This is a genomic window from Halorubrum sp. B53 (genome assembly GCF_059752395.1).
In genome coordinates, this window is record NZ_MWTH01000016.1 from 77,185 (window position 1) to 92,896 (window position 15,712).

At 68.9% G+C, this 15,712-nt stretch carries 16 protein-coding genes and 1 pseudogene; 6 read left to right on the plus strand and 11 right to left on the minus strand.

What is annotated here, in order from left to right:
• Positions 1–178 (plus strand): annotated as a pseudogene (locus tag B4V06_RS16830) (iron-containing alcohol dehydrogenase family protein); the annotation flags it as partial.
• A gap of 57 nt (positions 179–235) precedes the next feature.
• Here the strand turns inward: B4V06_RS16830 and B4V06_RS16835 are convergent.
• Positions 236–1,483 carry a carboxypeptidase regulatory-like domain-containing protein gene (locus tag B4V06_RS16835; protein WP_123114390.1) on the minus strand — a complete coding sequence of 416 codons (1,248 nt, stop codon included), beginning with the start codon at positions 1,481–1,483 and terminating at the stop codon, positions 236–238.
• A 205-nt stretch (positions 1,484–1,688) separates the two neighbouring features.
• Between B4V06_RS16835 and ileS the strand changes: the two genes are divergently transcribed.
• Both ileS and B4V06_RS16845 read left to right on the plus strand, forming a co-directional pair.
• Positions 1,689–4,841 (plus strand): isoleucine--tRNA ligase, encoded by a 3,153-nt coding sequence (ileS, locus tag B4V06_RS16840; RefSeq protein WP_498170707.1) that lies wholly within the window; start codon positions 1,689–1,691, stop codon positions 4,839–4,841.
• A gap of 159 nt (positions 4,842–5,000) precedes the next feature.
• The gene (locus B4V06_RS16845) at positions 5,001–5,471 is read left to right on the plus strand and encodes a GNAT family N-acetyltransferase (RefSeq protein ID WP_123114388.1); all 471 of its coding nucleotides are present in this window, start codon (positions 5,001–5,003) and stop codon (positions 5,469–5,471) included.
• A gap of 63 nt (positions 5,472–5,534) precedes the next feature.
• Here B4V06_RS16845 and lrpA1 read toward each other — a convergent pair whose 3' ends face one another.
• The 3 genes from lrpA1 to B4V06_RS16860 all read right to left on the minus strand — a co-directional run bounded on the left by lrpA1 (position 5,535) and on the right by B4V06_RS16860 (position 8,929).
• Complete coding sequence (gene lrpA1, locus B4V06_RS16850; protein WP_498170709.1) at positions 5,535–5,963, minus strand: HTH-type transcriptional regulator LrpA1; 429 nt, start codon at positions 5,961–5,963, stop codon at positions 5,535–5,537.
• A gap of 128 nt (positions 5,964–6,091) precedes the next feature.
• Complete coding sequence (locus B4V06_RS16855) at positions 6,092–7,030, minus strand: thiamine pyrophosphate-dependent enzyme (protein WP_498170712.1); 939 nt, start codon at positions 7,028–7,030, stop codon at positions 6,092–6,094.
• A 3-nt stretch (positions 7,031–7,033) separates the two neighbouring features.
• Positions 7,034–8,929 (minus strand): 2-oxoacid:acceptor oxidoreductase subunit alpha, encoded by a 1,896-nt coding sequence (locus tag B4V06_RS16860; protein ID WP_123114385.1) that lies wholly within the window; start codon positions 8,927–8,929, stop codon positions 7,034–7,036.
• A 171-nt stretch (positions 8,930–9,100) separates the two neighbouring features.
• Here B4V06_RS16860 and dph5 point away from each other — a divergent pair, with 171 nt between their 5' ends.
• Together dph5 and B4V06_RS16870 are read left to right on the plus strand one after the other, a co-directional pair.
• On the plus strand, positions 9,101–9,898 hold the full coding sequence (gene dph5 / locus B4V06_RS16865; protein WP_498170715.1) for a diphthine synthase: 798 nt from the start codon (positions 9,101–9,103) through the stop codon (positions 9,896–9,898).
• A gap of 79 nt (positions 9,899–9,977) precedes the next feature.
• Positions 9,978–10,367, plus strand: a complete 390-nt coding sequence (locus B4V06_RS16870; RefSeq protein ID WP_123114383.1) for a CBS domain-containing protein — start codon at positions 9,978–9,980, stop codon at positions 10,365–10,367.
• A 42-nt stretch (positions 10,368–10,409) separates the two neighbouring features.
• Here the strand turns inward: B4V06_RS16870 and B4V06_RS16875 are convergent, their stop codons facing one another.
• Positions 10,410–10,637 carry a hypothetical protein gene (locus tag B4V06_RS16875; protein ID WP_176329325.1) on the minus strand — a complete coding sequence of 76 codons (228 nt, stop codon included), beginning with the start codon at positions 10,635–10,637 and terminating at the stop codon, positions 10,410–10,412.
• Positions 10,627–10,884 carry a hypothetical protein gene (locus tag B4V06_RS16880; protein WP_176329326.1) on the minus strand — a complete coding sequence of 86 codons (258 nt, stop codon included), beginning with the start codon at positions 10,882–10,884 and terminating at the stop codon, positions 10,627–10,629. Before B4V06_RS16880 ends, B4V06_RS16875 begins: the two co-directional genes overlap by 11 nt.
• Before the next feature lie 86 nt (positions 10,885–10,970).
• Here B4V06_RS16880 and B4V06_RS16885 point away from each other — a divergent pair, with 86 nt between their 5' ends.
• On the plus strand, positions 10,971–11,345 hold the full coding sequence (locus B4V06_RS16885; protein ID WP_123114382.1) for a CBS domain-containing protein: 375 nt from the start codon (positions 10,971–10,973) through the stop codon (positions 11,343–11,345).
• A 34-nt stretch (positions 11,346–11,379) separates the two neighbouring features.
• Here the strand turns inward: B4V06_RS16885 and B4V06_RS16890 are convergent, their stop codons facing one another.
• From B4V06_RS16890 to ftsZ, 5 genes are all read right to left on the minus strand, one after another.
• The gene (locus B4V06_RS16890) at positions 11,380–12,645 is read right to left on the minus strand and encodes an MgtC/SapB family protein (RefSeq protein WP_123114381.1); all 1,266 of its coding nucleotides are present in this window, start codon (positions 12,643–12,645) and stop codon (positions 11,380–11,382) included.
• A gap of 118 nt (positions 12,646–12,763) precedes the next feature.
• A complete protein-coding gene (artA, locus tag B4V06_RS16895; RefSeq protein ID WP_123114380.1) occupies positions 12,764–13,726 on the minus strand; it encodes an archaeosortase A in 963 nt (320 codons plus the stop codon).
• A 114-nt stretch (positions 13,727–13,840) separates the two neighbouring features.
• Entirely contained in the window at positions 13,841–14,293 is a 453-nt protein-coding gene (locus B4V06_RS16900; protein ID WP_008004357.1) for a transcription elongation factor Spt5, read from the minus strand.
• Positions 14,293–14,469, minus strand: a complete 177-nt coding sequence (locus tag B4V06_RS16905; protein ID WP_123114379.1) for a protein translocase SEC61 complex subunit gamma — start codon at positions 14,467–14,469, stop codon at positions 14,293–14,295. Before B4V06_RS16905 ends, B4V06_RS16900 begins: the two co-directional genes overlap by 1 nt.
• A 116-nt stretch (positions 14,470–14,585) precedes the next feature.
• On the minus strand, positions 14,586–15,712 hold a 1,127-nt coding region (ftsZ, locus tag B4V06_RS16910), incomplete at its 5' end, for a cell division protein FtsZ (RefSeq protein ID WP_498170718.1).

Below are 15,712 nucleotides of genomic sequence, written 5' to 3' on the forward strand. Positions count from 1 at the left end.
CGCGGTCCGCGACGACCTCCCCGTCCCGTCGCGCCTCCGAGACGTTCCGGCGACCGAGGAGGGAGACCTGCCCGCGATCGCCGAGTACGTCGTCGACGACTGGTGTATGGACCGGGCGCCCGAGGGCCTCGACACGACGCCGGAGGCGATCGAGGGCGTGCTGCGCGCGGCGTGGTGACCGGGCGGCCGGTGCGGTGTCAGCGGTCTTCTCCGCCGCTTAGCGACCGCGACCTCCTCAGCGACCGCGATACCGACCCGCGGCGGCGGCCGCCGCGAGGACCGCGAGGACCGCGGCGACGACGCCGAAGCCGGGAGCGCCGTCGTCGGTGTCCCCGGAACCGTCGTCGCCGGTAGCGTTCGACCCGTTCGCGCCCGGATCGGCCTCGGACGCGGTGTCGACGCCCTCGACGGTCACCGGGTCGGACTCGACGTCGCCGTCCCGCGCGACGATCGTTCGGTCGCCGGCGGACGAGATCTCCACGTCGACCTCGCCCCGGGCGTCCGTCTCGCCGACGTCCTCGCCGTCGACCTCGACCGCGGCGCCGGCCGCCGGCTCGCCGTACGCGTTCCGCACCGTCACGCGAGTCGTCTCCCCGACGAGGACGCGGTCGTTCGCCGGCGTGACGGACAGCGTGGGGGTCCGCTGGGCCGTGGCGTTCACGGTCGCCGGGGACTCCCGCACCCTGATCCGCTCGGACGAGGCGTCGTACCCGTCTTTGACGATCTCGACCGTGTAGGCGGTGTTCACGGGTACGTTGAGCGAGGCCGTCCCCTCCGTCACCGTCACCTCGGCGTCGTAGACCGACGAGACCAGCCGAACCGATCCGTCATCGATCCGCCGGGGCGGGTCGAAGTGGTCGTCGAAGGTGCGGACGTCGAGCGTCACGGTGCCCCGCTCGATCCTGACGGTCTCCTCCGTGTTCAGCGACACCGTCACCTCGCGCTCCGTCTCGTAGTAGCCTGGCTTCACGACCGTGACGTTGTACGCGCCGCGCTCGAGGCGGGCCGTCTCGTAGGTCCCGTCCGAGCCGGTCTCCCCGCGGTCGACCGTTCGCCCGTCCTCGCGGACGACCACGCTCGCGCCGGCCTGCGACCGGTTCTCGCCGTCGAGGACCGTCACCGTCGCGGTCCCGCTCCGAGTGACGCCGAGCTCCACGTCCCTCGCGGTCGCGTTATCGACCTCGAGCGGCCGGTTCCGGACGTAGGTGTCGTCGTCGACGTCCAGCTCGACGCTCGACCCCTCGGGGACGTCGAGGAACACCTTCCCGTTGCTCGCCGTCGTTCCCGACGCGGTCCCCGCCTCGCCCGAGTCGGTCTCCCACGTCGCCTCGACGGTCACGCCGCCGACGGCGTCGCCATCTTGGTCGACGACGGCGACGGTGAGGGTCACCGGGTCGGCGCCCTGACCGGCCGCGCCGCCGATCGCGACGGTCGCGACGAACAGTACAGCCACCCCGACGAGCGCCGCGCGTGTGAAATTCATGCATATGGAGATATGGGTTCCGGCAGTATATTGCTATGGGCCAATTACTCGGGAAAGCGCGCCGTTTCCCTCGGTTCTTCCCTCACGGACAGCGGGTCCGCCGTCGGCTCCAACCCCGACTCCGCCGCGGTCCAGCCCCCCGCTCCGTCGCCGGTCCCGACCCCGACTCCGCCGTATTCAAATACGCGCGCGAAGACCAACGGATATGGACGATATCGACGACCAGTACGCGCCCGCGGACGTCGAGTCGGCGGTCGACGAGTACTGGGACGACGCGGACGCGTACGAGGCGGCGAAGGAGGCGCACGCCGACGACCCGCCCTTCTTCTTCGTGGACGGGCCGCCGTACACCTCCGGGCAGATGCACCTCGGCACGGCGTGGAACAAGACGCTGAAAGACGCGATCATCCGCCACAAGCGGATGACCGGCCACCGCGTCACCGACCGCCCGGGCTACGACATGCACGGGCTCCCGATCGAGGTGAAAGTCGAGGAGGAGCTCGGCTTCGAGAACAAGCGGGACATCGAAGAGTACGGGATGGAGTCGTTCATCGAGAAGTGCAAGGAGTTCGCCGTCACCAACCGCGCGGCGATGGACGAGGACTTCAAATCCATCGGCGTCTGGATGAACTTCGAGGACCCCTACGAGACGATCGACCCCGAGTACATGGAGGCCGCGTGGTGGGCGTTCTCGAACGTCGCCGACAACGGGCTCGTCGAGCAGGGGAAGCGCTCCATCTCGCAGTGCCCGCGCTGCGAGACCGGGCTCGCCAACAACGAGGTCGAGTACGAGGACGTCGAAGACCCCTCGATCTACGTGAAATTCCCGCTCGCCGACCGCGAGGGCAGCCTCGTCATCTGGACGACGACGCCGTGGACGATCCCCGCCAACACCTTCGTCGCCGTCGACGAGGATCTCACCTACAACGCGGTCCGCGCCGAGCGGGACGGCGAGGAGGAGCTGCTCTACGTCGCCGCCGAGTGCGTCGAGGACGTGCTCCAGGAGGGCCGCTACGAGTCGTACGAGGTCGAGGCCGAGCTCACGGGCGACGAGCTCGTCGGCTGGGCGTACGACCACCCGCTCGCCGACCACGTCGCCGAGTACCCCGACTTCGAGGGCGCCGGCCGGGTGTACGCCGCCGACTACGTCGAGGCCGACCGCACCGGGCTCGTCCACTCCGCGCCGGGTCACGGTGAGGAGGACTTCCACCGCGGCACGGAGCTGGGACTCGACATCTACTGCCCCGTCGGCCCCAACGGCGAGTTCTCCGAGGCGGCCGGCGAGTACGCCGGCCAGTTCGTGCGCGACGCCAACGACGACATCGTCGAGGACCTCGTCGCCGACGGCCACATGCTCGCGCACGGCACCGTCGACCACAGCTACGGCCACTGCTGGCGCTGTGACACCGGGATCATCCAGCTGGTCACCGACCAGTGGTTCATCTCGATCACGGACGTGAAGGATGACCTCCTCGACAACATGGAGGAGTCCGAGTGGCACCCCCAGTGGGCCCGGGACAACCGGTTCCGCGACTTCATCGAGGACGCGCCCGACTGGAACGTCTCCCGGCAGCGCTACTGGGGCGTCCCGATCCCGATCTGGGTGCCCGATGACGCCGAGGCGGGGAACCTCGACGAGGACATGATCGTGATCGGCACCCGCGAGGAGCTCGCCGAGCGCGTCGAGGAGGACATCGACCCCGACTCGATCGACCTCCACCGCCCCGCCGTCGACGACCTGACGATCGTCGAAAACGGCGTCACGTACCGCCGCGTCGAGGACGTGTTCGACGTGTGGCTCGACTCGTCGGTCGCCAGCTGGGGCACGCTCGGCTACCCGTCCGAGGAGGAGGCCCACGACGAGCTGTGGCCCGCCGACCTCATCGTCGAGGCGCACGACCAGACCCGCGGCTGGTTCTGGTCGCAGCTCGGCATGGGAACCGCCGCAGTCGGCGAGGTCCCCTACGAGGAGGTGCTGATGCACGGGTTCGCCAACGACGAGGACGGCCGCAAGATGTCGAAGTCGGTCGGCAACATCGTCACTCCGGAGGAGGCGATCGAGCGCGCCGGCCGCGACCCGCTCCGCACGTACCTCCTCAGCCACGACCAGCAGGGGGTCGACCTCGCGTTCGAGTGGGACGGGCTCGGCGAGCTGCAGGGGAAGCTCAACATCCTCTGGAACGTGTTCCGCTTCCCGCTGGAGTACATGGACCTGGACGGCTACGACCCCGCGGAGGCCGACCTCTCGGACGGCGAGTTAGAGCTCGTCGACGAGTGGGTGCTCTCCCGGCTCCAGTCCGTCGAGACCGAGGTGACCGAGGCGTGGGCCGACTACCGCGTCAGCGACGCGGTCAACGCCGTCATCGAGTTCGTCACGCAGGACGTCTCGCGGTTCTACGTGAAGGCCGTCCGCGACCGGATGTGGGAGGAGGCGGACTCCGCGTCGAAGCGCGGCGCCTACGCGACGCTCGCGACCGTCCTCGACGAGGTGGTCCGGCTGCTGGCCCCGATCGCCCCGTACATGACCGAGCGGATGTACCAGACGCTCGACGGGTCGGCGACCACCGTCCACCAGCTCGACTACCCGGAGCCCGACGACGGGCTCCGCGATCCCGATCTGGAGCGCGACGTGGCCGTCCTCCGCGACGTCGAGGAGGCCGCGGCGAACGCCCGCCAGCAGGCGGGCCGCAAGCTCCGCTGGCCCGTGCCGCGCGTGGTCGTCGAGAGCGACGACGACGAGGTGACCGCCGCGGTCGAGCGCCTCGCCGACCTGATCGGCGAGCGCGTCAACGCCCGCGAGGTGACCGTCACCGCCGCGTTCGACGAGCTCGTCGAGACCGCGGAGCCGCAGATGGCCGAGATCGGCCCCGCCTTCGGCGCCGACGCCCAGAAGGTGATGGACGCGGTGCAGGGCGCGACCCGCGCGGCGGTCGAGGGCGGCGAGGTGACCGTCGACGGCGAGCCCGTCGACCTCGACGACGCGATGGTCGAGTACGTCGCCGAACCGCCGGAGAACGTCTCCGGCGCCGACTTCGACGGCGGCACCGTCTACGTCGACACCTCGCTCACCCCCGAAATCGAGTCGGAGGGGTACGCCCGCGACGTGATCCGCCGGATCCAGGAGATGCGCAAGGAGCTCGACTTAGACGTCGAAGCGCGGATCCGCGTCGGGGTCGCCGTCGACAACGACCGGATCGCCGGCTTTGTCGACGAGCACGCCGACCTGATCGCCGGCGAGGTGCGCGCCGACGAGTGGCTCGACGACCCGAGCGACGCGGCCGACGACGGGGACGGCCTCGTCGAGGAGTGGGACGTCGAGGACGTCGTCGTGACGATCGGGATCGAGCCGGTCGCGTAGGACGCCGTTCGCACGGGTTCGATCGCGGAAGGTGCCCGTCAGTCGCGCGGCAGACGGACCGGCCGCGAAACTGATCGCGCTTTGCGTTCGCACCGTCGGTAATGTGCCAACAATTCTCGTCCCGAAACCTATAGGTGAGTTCTTTACTCATGGTTACCCATGCATGTCCGGGCGGCGCGGCCCGACGACGCGGAGACGCTACGGACGGCGGTCTCGCGTGCCCGCGAGGCGACCGTCTTCGACGACATCGGATCCCCTCTTCTGGACGTGTCCGCCGCCGGCGTCCGCGAGGCCGCCGCGGAGGCGGAGTGGTCGTTCCTGATGGAGGACGAGGACGGTCCCGTCGGCGTCGCCATCGCGCACCCCGACGCCGAGGGAACGGAGGCGGAGCTGCTCGCGCTGTGGGTCCATCCGAACCACGCGGGCGAGGGAGTCGCCGCCGAACTGCTCTCTCGCGTCGCGTCGTCGGTGACCGACCGCGACGTCGACACGCTCCGGGCGAGCGTCCCCGCCGACAGCCCCGGCGCGCAGGAGTTCTTCGCCGCGCACGGGTTCAGCCCGCGCGGGACCCGGCGGGGCCACGCCGGCGACGAATCGATAGTCGTCGCCGACGCGTGCGAGCTCCGGTGACGCGTCGGTCGCGCTACTTTTAAAAGACGCTCCGCGGTGCCGAACCGGTCGGCCGCCCCGGCCTCACTTCAGACGCTCCTGCAGGAACGAGGGGTGCGCGGCGGTGACGCCGTCGATCGCCAGCAGCTTTTCGGAGATGACGTCGCCGAGCTCGTCGCCGTCGCCGGCGCGCACCTCGGCCATCAGCATGTGGTCGCCCGAGGAGGTGTACAGCGCCTGCACCTCCTCGAGCTCTTTCAGCTCGCGGGTCGCCCCCACGTACTTCCCGGAGTCGACGTCCATCCCGACCATGGCGATCGACTGCGACGAGAGCTTCTTCGGGTCGACCTCCGCCGAGTACCCGACGATCACGCCCTTCTCCTCGAGGCGGTCGATATACTTGCGCACCGTCGGTTTCGAGACGTCGGCTCGGTCGGCGATCTCCGCGCAGGAGGCCTGCGCGTCCTCCTCTAACACCGACAGGATCCGCTCTTCCGTCGATACCGTACTCATACCCGACTCTTTGTCACCACGGAAAAAATACCTTGCGAACCGAAAAAAGAGACGAACAGACGACGAACCGTTCCGGGATCGGGCGGCGATCCCGGTCTACGACCGCCTCAGACGCGCTTGCCGAGACCTCAGGCGTGCTTGTCGAGGAACTGGTCGTGCGAGCGCTCCCACTCGTAGTCGTCGTCCCAGTAGCGCTCGGCCAGCGGCTCCTCGGGCATCTCGCCGATCGACTGCTTCTCCGAGCCGTAGGACGGGCGGTCCTCGTCGACGTAGAAGCGACCGGTGAGGACCTCGCCCTCGTAGAGCGACTCCTCGGTCTCGCGCATCATCTCCGCGGCCTCGACGCGGTCCGTCTTGTCGAAGTCGTAGTCGTCGGACTCGTTGACATCGATGTACGGGACGTACTGGCGCGCGTCCTTGTTCCAGGTCGGACACTGGGTGAGGAAGTCGACGTGCGCGAACCCGTCGTGCTCGATCGCCTCGATGAGGATCTCCTTCGCCTGATTGGGGTTGACCGCGGCGGTGCGGGCGACGTAGGAGGCGCCGGCGTTCAGCGACATCGAGAGCGGCTTGATCGGCTCCTTGGCGCTGCCGGACGGCTGCGTCTTCGACTTGTGGCCCTTCGGGCTCGTCGGGGAGGTCTGCCCCTTCGTGAGCCCGAAGATCTCGTTGTTGAAGACGATGTACGTCATGTCGTGGTTCTCCCGGGCCGTGTGGATGAAGTGGTTCCCGCCGATCCCGTAGCCGTCGCCGTCGCCGCCGGCGGCGATGACTTCGAGGTCGGGATTGGCGAGCTTCGCGGCGCGGGCCACGGGCAGCGAGCGCCCGTGGATCGTGTGGAACCCGTACGTGTCGAGATAGCTGTTCAGCTTGCCGGAACAGCCGATCCCGGTGCACAGCAGGGTCTCCTCGGGCGTGCGCCCGACCTCCGGAAGCGCCTGCTTGAGCGCCTTCAGGACGCTGAAGTCACCGCAGCCCGGACACCACGTCGGCTGCGGCTCGACGCCGGGGGTGTACTCGTCGCGGTCGATCTCCCGCTCCTCTCCGATCGCTGAAAACGTGCTCATTGATTAATCACCTGCGGCTGGGACGAAGGTGGTCTGATGGCCGGACGCGTCGCCGTCGCCCTCGACGACCGCGGCCTCGAACCCGTCGACGATCTCCGCCGGCTCGAACGGGTTCCCGTTGTACTTCAGCAGGCTCGACAGCTTCTCGCCGTAGCGGCCGAGGTGCTTCTGGACGAGCCCGCGGAACTGTCCCGAGGCGGTCATCTCGACGACGAGGACCTCGTCGACGCTCTCGACGAACGCCTCGACCTGCTCGGTCGGGAACGGCGCCATGTCCGAGACCCCGTACGACTTCACGGAGACGCCGGCGTCGTTGAGGCGCCCGACGGCCTCCTCGACGGTGCCCTGCTGGCTCCCGAAGGTGAGGATGCCGTACTGGGCGTCGTCGGGACCGGCGTACGAGCCCGTGTCGACCGTGTCGAGGTCGGCGCGGATGGCCTCCAGCTTCTGCGTCCGCCGGTCGATCTGCGCGACGCGGTTGTCCGGCGATTCGGCGATGTGGCCGGTCGGGTCGTGCTCGTTGCCGGTCGCGAGGAAGCGGCCGCCCTTTTGGCCGGGGATCGACCGCGGGGAGACGCCGTCCTCGACGTCGTGCTGGAACCGGTGGAACTTCCCGTCGGCCGAGTGCGGCTCGTCGGCGAGCGCGTCCTCGCTCAGGGTCTTCCCGAGCGTCGGGTTCGGCTCGCGGTCGAAGTGGCTCTTGGGGACGTTCGTCATCTCGCCGCCGAGCTTCTGGTCGTACAGGAGGATCGACGGGATCTGGTACTCGTAGGCCAGCCGGAAGGCGATCCGCGACTGCTCGTACGCCTCCTCGACGGTGCCGGGCGCCAAGACGACGCGCTGGGAGTCGCCCTGCGAGGTGTACAGGACGTGCTCGAGGTCGGACTGCTCCGGCTTCGTCGGCATCCCGGTCGAGGGGCCGGCGCGCATGGCCTCGACGAGGACGACGGGCGTCTCCGTCATCTCCGCGAGCCCGAGCGGCTCGGACATCAGCGCGAACCCGCCGCCGGAAGAGCCGGACATGGCCTTCACGCCGGCGTGCGAGGCGCCGACCGCCAGCGCGGCCGCCGCGATCTCGTCTTCGACCTGCTCGGAGATCCCGCCGACCTTCGGCAGGTGCTTCGTCATGATGGTGAACACCTCGGTCCACGGCGTCATGGGGTAGCCGGCGATGAACCGGCAGCCTTCGTCGATGGCGCCGTAGGAGATGGCGTCCGAGCCGGACATGAGCAGCTGGGTCTCGTCATGCTCGCCGGTCGGGACGCTGACGTCCGGTGCGTCGGCGTCGTACTCCTCGAGGACCTGATTGTAAGCGGTCTCGAGAATCTCCAAGTTCGGGTCGAGGATCTTCTCCGGCATCGCGTCGCGCATCAGGTCCTCGACGTGGTCGAGCTCCATGCCGGTCAGCGCGCAGGTCGCGCCGACGCCGGCGGTGTTGCGCATGACCTCGCGACCCATGTCGCGGGCGAGCCCGCGGAGGTCGAGGGGGTATACGTGCCAGTCGTTCTCCTCGGCCCGCTCGTCGAAGTTCGGGATCTCGGCGGTGTCGAGGAGGCCCTCGTCGTAGACGATGACGCCGCCCTCGCGGAGCTCGTCGAGGTTCTCCGAGAGCGGTTTGATCTCCTCGTTCCCGTAGACAGCCTCCTCCTGCGGGTTGCGGGCGAACGAGTCGCCGAGCGCGAGCAGGAAGTTGTAGCCGTCACCGCGGGAGTTCACCGGGTCCGCCGACGCGCGGACCTCGGTGTACGTGTGACCGCCCCGGATGCGGGACGGGTAGTGGCGATGCGTGAACACGTTGAGCCCCGATCGCATCAAGGCCTTTGCGAAGTTCTGGCTCGTCGAAGCGATCCCGTCGCCGGATCCCCCCGATATTCGCCAGATGAGTTCGTCGTCAGTCATAGTGGTATGTGAGCCCGTGAGGGCCTGTGACCAGAAGTTGTGGTGGTTACCTCTTAGGGCTTGCTATGGAATCACAAGGAACAATCATGAAAGATCCGCGGGCGCGACCCGCCTTTGCGGGCCGGCGGTTCGTTCCGCGCAGTTTTAATCGCGGCCCCTCCGACGGGGGATATGCTCACGTTCATCGGGCTCGGCCTCTACGACGAGCGGTCGGTCACCGTCGAGGGACGCGAGGCGCTGCGCGACGCGGACCGCGTCTTCGCCGAGTTCTACACCAGCAGGCTGGTCGGCGCCGACGTCGACGAGCTGGAAGCGTACCACGACGCCGAGATCGAGGTCCGCGCCCGCGAGGGAGTCGAGCAGGACCCGGAGCCGATCCTCGCGGCCGCCGCCGAGGGCGACGTCGCCTTCTGCACCGCCGGCGACACGATGATCTCGACGACGCACACGGACCTCCGGCTGCGCGCCGAGGAGCGCGGGATCGACACCCGCGTGATCCACGGGGTGACGGCCCAGTCGGCCGCGTCGAGTCTCACCGGCCTCCAGAACTACCGGTTCGGCAAGGCGACGACGCTCCCGTTCCCGTACGCCCACGGCGGCGACGACGTCCCGGGGAGCGTGGTCGAGACCATCGAGGCGAACCGCGAGCGCGGGCTCCACACCGTCGTCTACCTCGACATCAAGGTGGGCACCGGCCCGTCCGGTCCCGACCCGGACCACGAGGAGTACATGACCGCCGACGCCGCCGCCGGACTGCTCGCCGAGGGCTGGCGCGACGAGCTCGCCGTCGTCGTCGCCCGCGCCGGCTCGCCCGACGCGGTGGTCGCCGCCGACCGACTGAGCGCGCTGGCCGACCGAGAGTTCGGCGACCCGCTTCACCTCCTCGTGGTCCCCGGCGACCTCCACCACGTCGAGGCCGACGCGCTCGCGGGGCTGGCCGGGGCCCCGCGAGAGCTCGTGGAAGAGTGAGCCTCGGCGAGCGAGCGCGCCGAGGGGCGTCTCCGACCGACCGGTCGTTTGATATCCCCGTCCCGCGTCATTATCGTCCATGACAGACGTTCCCGTCGAGCACCTGATGTCGACCGACCTCGTCACGATCGCCCCGGGAGCGGCCGCCGCGGACGCGGCGAGCCGCATGCTGGAGACCGGGGTGAGTTCCCTCCTCGTCGTCGACGACGGCGGGCGCCTGGCCGGGCTGATCACCGCGACGGACTTCGTCTCGCTCGTCCGGCGGAACGACCCGGAGGACGAGACGCCGGTCGAGGCGTTCATGACGACGGACGTCGTCACCGTCTCCCCCGACGACTCCGTCGAGGAGCTCGCGGCGCCGACGGACCGGGGGTACACGCACCTGCCGGTCGTCAACGCGGACAATCAGCTGGTCGGGATGGTCTCGGCGACCGACCTGACGACGTACCTCTCGGAACACCGTCGCTGACGGCGTCTCTCCCCGGGCGACGGCAGGTCGCCCGGTCGCCGATCAGCGGTTCGCGTCGGCCACCTGTTCGTCGTACGTCGCGCCCGCCGCGATCAGGAAGCCGATGATCGCGGTGACGAGCGCGATGCTCCCGATAGCGACGACGGCGACGGAGAACAGGTCGCTCGGGAGGACTCGCGCAGACGTCAGCAGCGAGACCGCCGTGACGAATCCGATCAGCAGCAGGAGACGCCCGAACCGCCCGGCGTCGAGCCCGTCGTCACCTGACATAGGTTCTGAGCTCGTTAATGACGCCGTCGTAGCCGTCCTCGCTCGCCTCCGCGCCGAGCGAGTGGATGGACTGGCAGATCCACATCCCCGCGGTGAAGTTCAACAGCGCGACGAACGACACCAGCCCGAGCTGTGAGTCCACAGTGAGTCCGATGAGGAATCCCAACGGGAGCGTCACCGACATGATGGCGTGCGTGAGTAACGACCGCGTCCCGAAATCGTCCAACGAACTGAGAACTCCGGCCATACACACATACAGGCACGAACGCGTATATATGCTCGTTCGAGCGCCGCACCGGAAGAGTAATCAGAATCGGTAGCACACGACATGGTATGGATCTGAACGACCGGACCCGCGTCAGCGAGGTCATGTCGACGCCGCTGGAGACGATCGGCGCGAGCGAACCGCTCCGCGAGGCCGCGCGTCGGATGGCCGACGACGACATCAGCGCGCTCGTCGTGACGACGGGCGGCGGCTGTATCGTCACGCAGAGCGACATCATCGGCGCCGTCGCCGACGGCCGCGACCTCGACGAAGCCGTCGTCCGCGACGTGATGACCGAGAACGTCGAGACGGTGACGCCGGACCTCATGATGGAGGAGGTCGCCGCGATGATGACGATGTACGGCGTCAAACACCTGCCCGTCGTCGACGACGACTACGTGGGCATGGTCTCGTCGACCGACGTGGCGGCACAGCTCTCGTGAGTCGCGGAGCGCGCGAAAAACGCCGGGCTCTCTGTTAAAACAGGAGCAGCGGGACGCCGACCGCGACCCCGACCGCGATCAGCACGAGGTTCCAGAGCAGGACCGGTCGGACCAGTTCGCGCGCGATGCTCGCCGCGAACGCGGTCTTGACCAGAATGCTCGCTGCCGTTCCGGCGACGACGCCTCCGACCGCGGTGTCGACCGTTATCTGTCCGGTACCGAGCAGCGAGACGGCGGTCGCCGTCGCGCTCCCGGAGGAGACGAGCCCCGCGAGGAACGACGTGGCGACGAACCCGCCCGCACCGAAGGCCCGCTCCGCGCCGGCGGAGACCAAGAGCACCGCGACGAACAGCGCGCCGAACGTCAGGGCGTTCCGGAGGCTGAACGGGGAGGTGAGCTCCGCCTCCAACGTCGTCCGCCAGTCGCTGCGCCACACGGCGATGAGCACGCCGGCGAGGGTGACCGCGCCGAGCGGCGCGCCGACCACCAGGGCGGCCTCCGGGACGAAGGCGGCGACGACCGCGGCGTTTCTGAGCGCCATCGCGGCGTTCGCCAGCAGGATCGACCCGACCGCGATGTCGAGTAAGTCCGCCTTCCCCTTCGCCCGCTTCGCCATCTCGGCGACGACCGCCGTCGAGTTCACGAGCCCGCCGAAGAAGCCGGTGACCGCGTAGCCGCGCCCCTGGTACCGCTTCACGAGCACGTAGTTGACGAAGCCGATGGCGCTGACGGCGACGACGAGCGACCAGATCAGCCGCGGCTGGACCGCGCCCCACGGGTCGACCGTCTCCGCCGGGAGCAGCGGGAAGACGACGAACGCGAGGATCGTGAACTCCACCGCGCTGCGGACCTCCTCCCGGGAGAGCCCCCACGCGAACTGGTGGAGCTCCCGCTTCAACACGAGCAGCAGCGAGGAGAGCATCGCCACCGTCACCGCCTCGATGAAGAACTCCTCGGCGACGAGCGCCCCCACCCCGTACGTGACGAGCATCGACACGGAGGTGGTGAGCGAGAGGCCGTCGACGTCGGGCTCGACGAAGCTCCGCACCGCCAGCAGGACAGCGATGGTGACGATCAGCACGCCGCCGACGATCAGGAGCCCGTCGTCGCCGAGCAGCGAGAACACCGCGGCGGCGAGGCTGATCAGCGCGAACGTCCGGATCCCCGCCGACTTGTGGGACCACTCCCGTTCGAGTCCGAGGAACATCCCGAGCGCGGTCGCCAACACCAGCTTCGCGACGGGAGTCTGGAGGTAGCCGACGGGGTCGACGGGGGCCGCGCCGACCGCCGCGGAGGTCACCACGGCTGGTCACCCCGAGCCCGGCAGTCCCGCCGCGCCGACCGAGACGTCCCGTGCATACCCCGGTGTCTCGCGCACCCGACCCTATAGTTTGGCATGCCCGCCGACCGCCGACGGGTCAGCGATTCGTCGGCTCGCGCGGGAGGTCCAGCGACTCGGTCAGGTCGTGTTCCTCCCCGGTGAGCAGGTAGAGGACGTCCTCGAGGATGACGGCGAGTTCCGGGAGCTCCCGCACCGCGAGGAACGTGATCCCGATCAGCGCGACGACCGCGAGGAGCTGGCTCATGATCCGGTCGGAGATGAGGAAGGAGACCCGGTACGGGTCGGTCGCGCCGAACATCGCGAGCACGAGGTCCGTCTGCCACTGCATGTACTGGTTGCCCGCGACGACGGAGATGAACGTCGTCCGGAGGATGTTGAGCACGTAGATGAGCGGGAGCGACACCGCGAGCGCCCGGAGCTTGCGCGAGAGCGGCGCCTGCACGGCGGCGACGAGGCCGCCGAAGATCGCCATGCTCCCGAGCCCCGTACACGCCAGCACGACGTGGATCGTGACGGTGTGACCGTCGGCGAGCGTCCACGCGTACGCCGCGTTGTACCCCTCGTAGCTCGTCACGCGCTCCGGCGCGTAGCCCAGCAGGTCGATGAGGAACCCGGTCTGAGTGGCGACGGCCTCGATGAGGATCCGGCGCGGCTCGGGGACGGCGACGCCCGCGACCGAGAACGCCGGGATCGTCTCGAACGGGAGGTAGATGAACAGCATGAGCGAGATGGCCCGCGTGAGCGTGAACAGCGAGGCGCGGCCGTTGTACAGCAGGTAGCCGGCGTAGATGCACGCCGGGACGCCGACCAAGGCGAGGATCGACTCGACGTAGCTCTGGTGTTCGAACGCGAAGTACGGCACCGTCGTCAGCCAGAACAGCCCGAACAGCGCCCACGTGCCCGCCGCGAGCGACCGACCCGCCGCCAGCCCGCGACTGTCGAGCAGCCACGCGGCGGCGAAGAGGATCGCGACGAGCCAAGCGAAGGTGAACGTGTCGGGGATCAGGCTCAGGATCGCCGGCACGCCGGGACCGAACATGTCCGAACCGTCGGTCGTCGTCGGATAAAGCCCTTGTCGTTGCCGACGGTCGGTCGGGGAGATGCGAGCGGGGGAAAACGAAAAGAAGTAGAGGGGAAACGCGGTTCGGCGCCGTCAGCGCTCGTCGGAGTCGAGCACCCGGATCTGGTCCCCGCGGACGGTGACCGGGATCGGGACGGTCGCCTCGTACAACTCGACGGTCACCTGGTCTTTCCCCTCGTCGATGCGCTGGACGCGGGCCTTCTCGCCTTTAAACGGCCCGGCGATCAGCTCGACGATGTCGCCCTCGGCGATGCCCTCGACGTCGGGGGTCGGCGAGAGGAAGTGCTCGACCTCGGAGAAGGGGCTCTCGGCCGGCCCCTCCGAGCCCTGAATGACGCCGCGAGCGTGCGGGATCTCGTCGAGGATCCGGGCGAACACGCTGCCGTCCGTCGCCTCGACCATCACGTAGCTCGTGAGCTGGTCGGGGGCGATGACCGCCTGGATCTCCGGCATCTCCTTCTCCGCGAGCATGTCGGCGACGGTCCGCTCCTGGCTCGCGGTGGTCTTGACCGAGAAGATCGGCATCAGGCGCCGACCCCCGGCAGGAGGCTCATGATCGCGAACATCAGGAAGCCGATGAAGCCGACGAGGAGGATGCCGGCGCCGGCGATCTTCGACACCTGGAGGAACTCGTCGGTGCTCGGCGTGCTCGCCAGTTTCAGCACCCGAACGTAGCTGTTGAGGTCGTACGGAACGTCCATGTTACGACGCGCTTCGAGGCGAGACGGTTTTTACCTTTTGATGCGACGCGATTCCGAATCCGCGAGCGAGGACGGCGAACAGGAACTCTATCGGGACGGTGCGCGTCGGCGGCGGATCACTCCACGTAGTCGATGTCTTCCATCTCCGCGGCCGCCCCCTCCGGCGGCTCGCCGTTCCGGCCGTAGATCTGCGGCGACTCGACGCCGGTCACCACGATCATGGTGCGCATCTCGCCCTCCAGCTCGTCGTCGACCGAGGTCCCCCAGATGATCCGGGCGTCGGGGTCGATCCGGTCGTAGATCTCCTCGACGACGCCCTCGGCCTCCTCGATGGACATGTCCGTGCCGCCCGTGACGTTAACTAAGGCGGAGTTCGCGCCGGAGATGTCGACGTCGAGCAGCGGCGAGCGGAGCGCGGACTTCACGGAGTCCTGCGCCTTCGAGTCGGAGTCGGACTCGCCGAGGCCGATCATGGCGACGCCGCCCTTCTCCATGACCGTGCGAACGTCGGCGAAGTCGAGGTTGACCAGCCCGGGCATCGTGATGAGCTCCGTGATCCCCTTCACCGAGCGCATCAGCACCTCGTCGGACACCTTGAACGCCTGTCGGACCGGGAGCTTCCCGACCGCGTCGAGCAGGCGGTCGTTGGGGACGACGATGACCGTGTCGCTCACGTCGCGGAGGCGCTCGAGGCCGGCCTCGGCGTTCGTCCGTCGGACCTCGCCCTCGGCCGTGAAGGGAGTCGTGACGATGGCGATGGTGAGCGCGCCCGACTCGCGGGCGGCCTTCGCGACGACCGGCGCGGAGCCGGTTCCGGTGCCGCCGCCGAGCCCGGCGGTGACGAACACCATGTCGGAGCCGTCGATGGCGTCTTGGATCTCCTCTTGGGACTCGATGGCGGCCTCCTCGCCGACCTGCGGGAGGGAGCCGGCGCCGCGTCCCTGAGTCTTCTGCTGGCCCATGAGGATCTTCGTGTCGGCCTCGATGTTGACGAGGTGCTGGACGTCGGTGTTGGCGGCGACCAGCTTCGCGCCGTGGATCCCCTCCTCGGTCATCCGGTTGACGGTGTTCCCGCCGGCGCCGCCGCAGCCGACGACGGTGATGTTCGTCTGGAGGTCCTGGAGGACGTCCTCCAGCTCGTCGTCGGTCATCGTTCCGGACTGTGGCGGGGCGCCGGCAGTCGCGTCGCTCGCGCCGGCGCCGGCCTCCCCGGCGTCGTCCGCCGGGGATTCCTCGGCTTCGT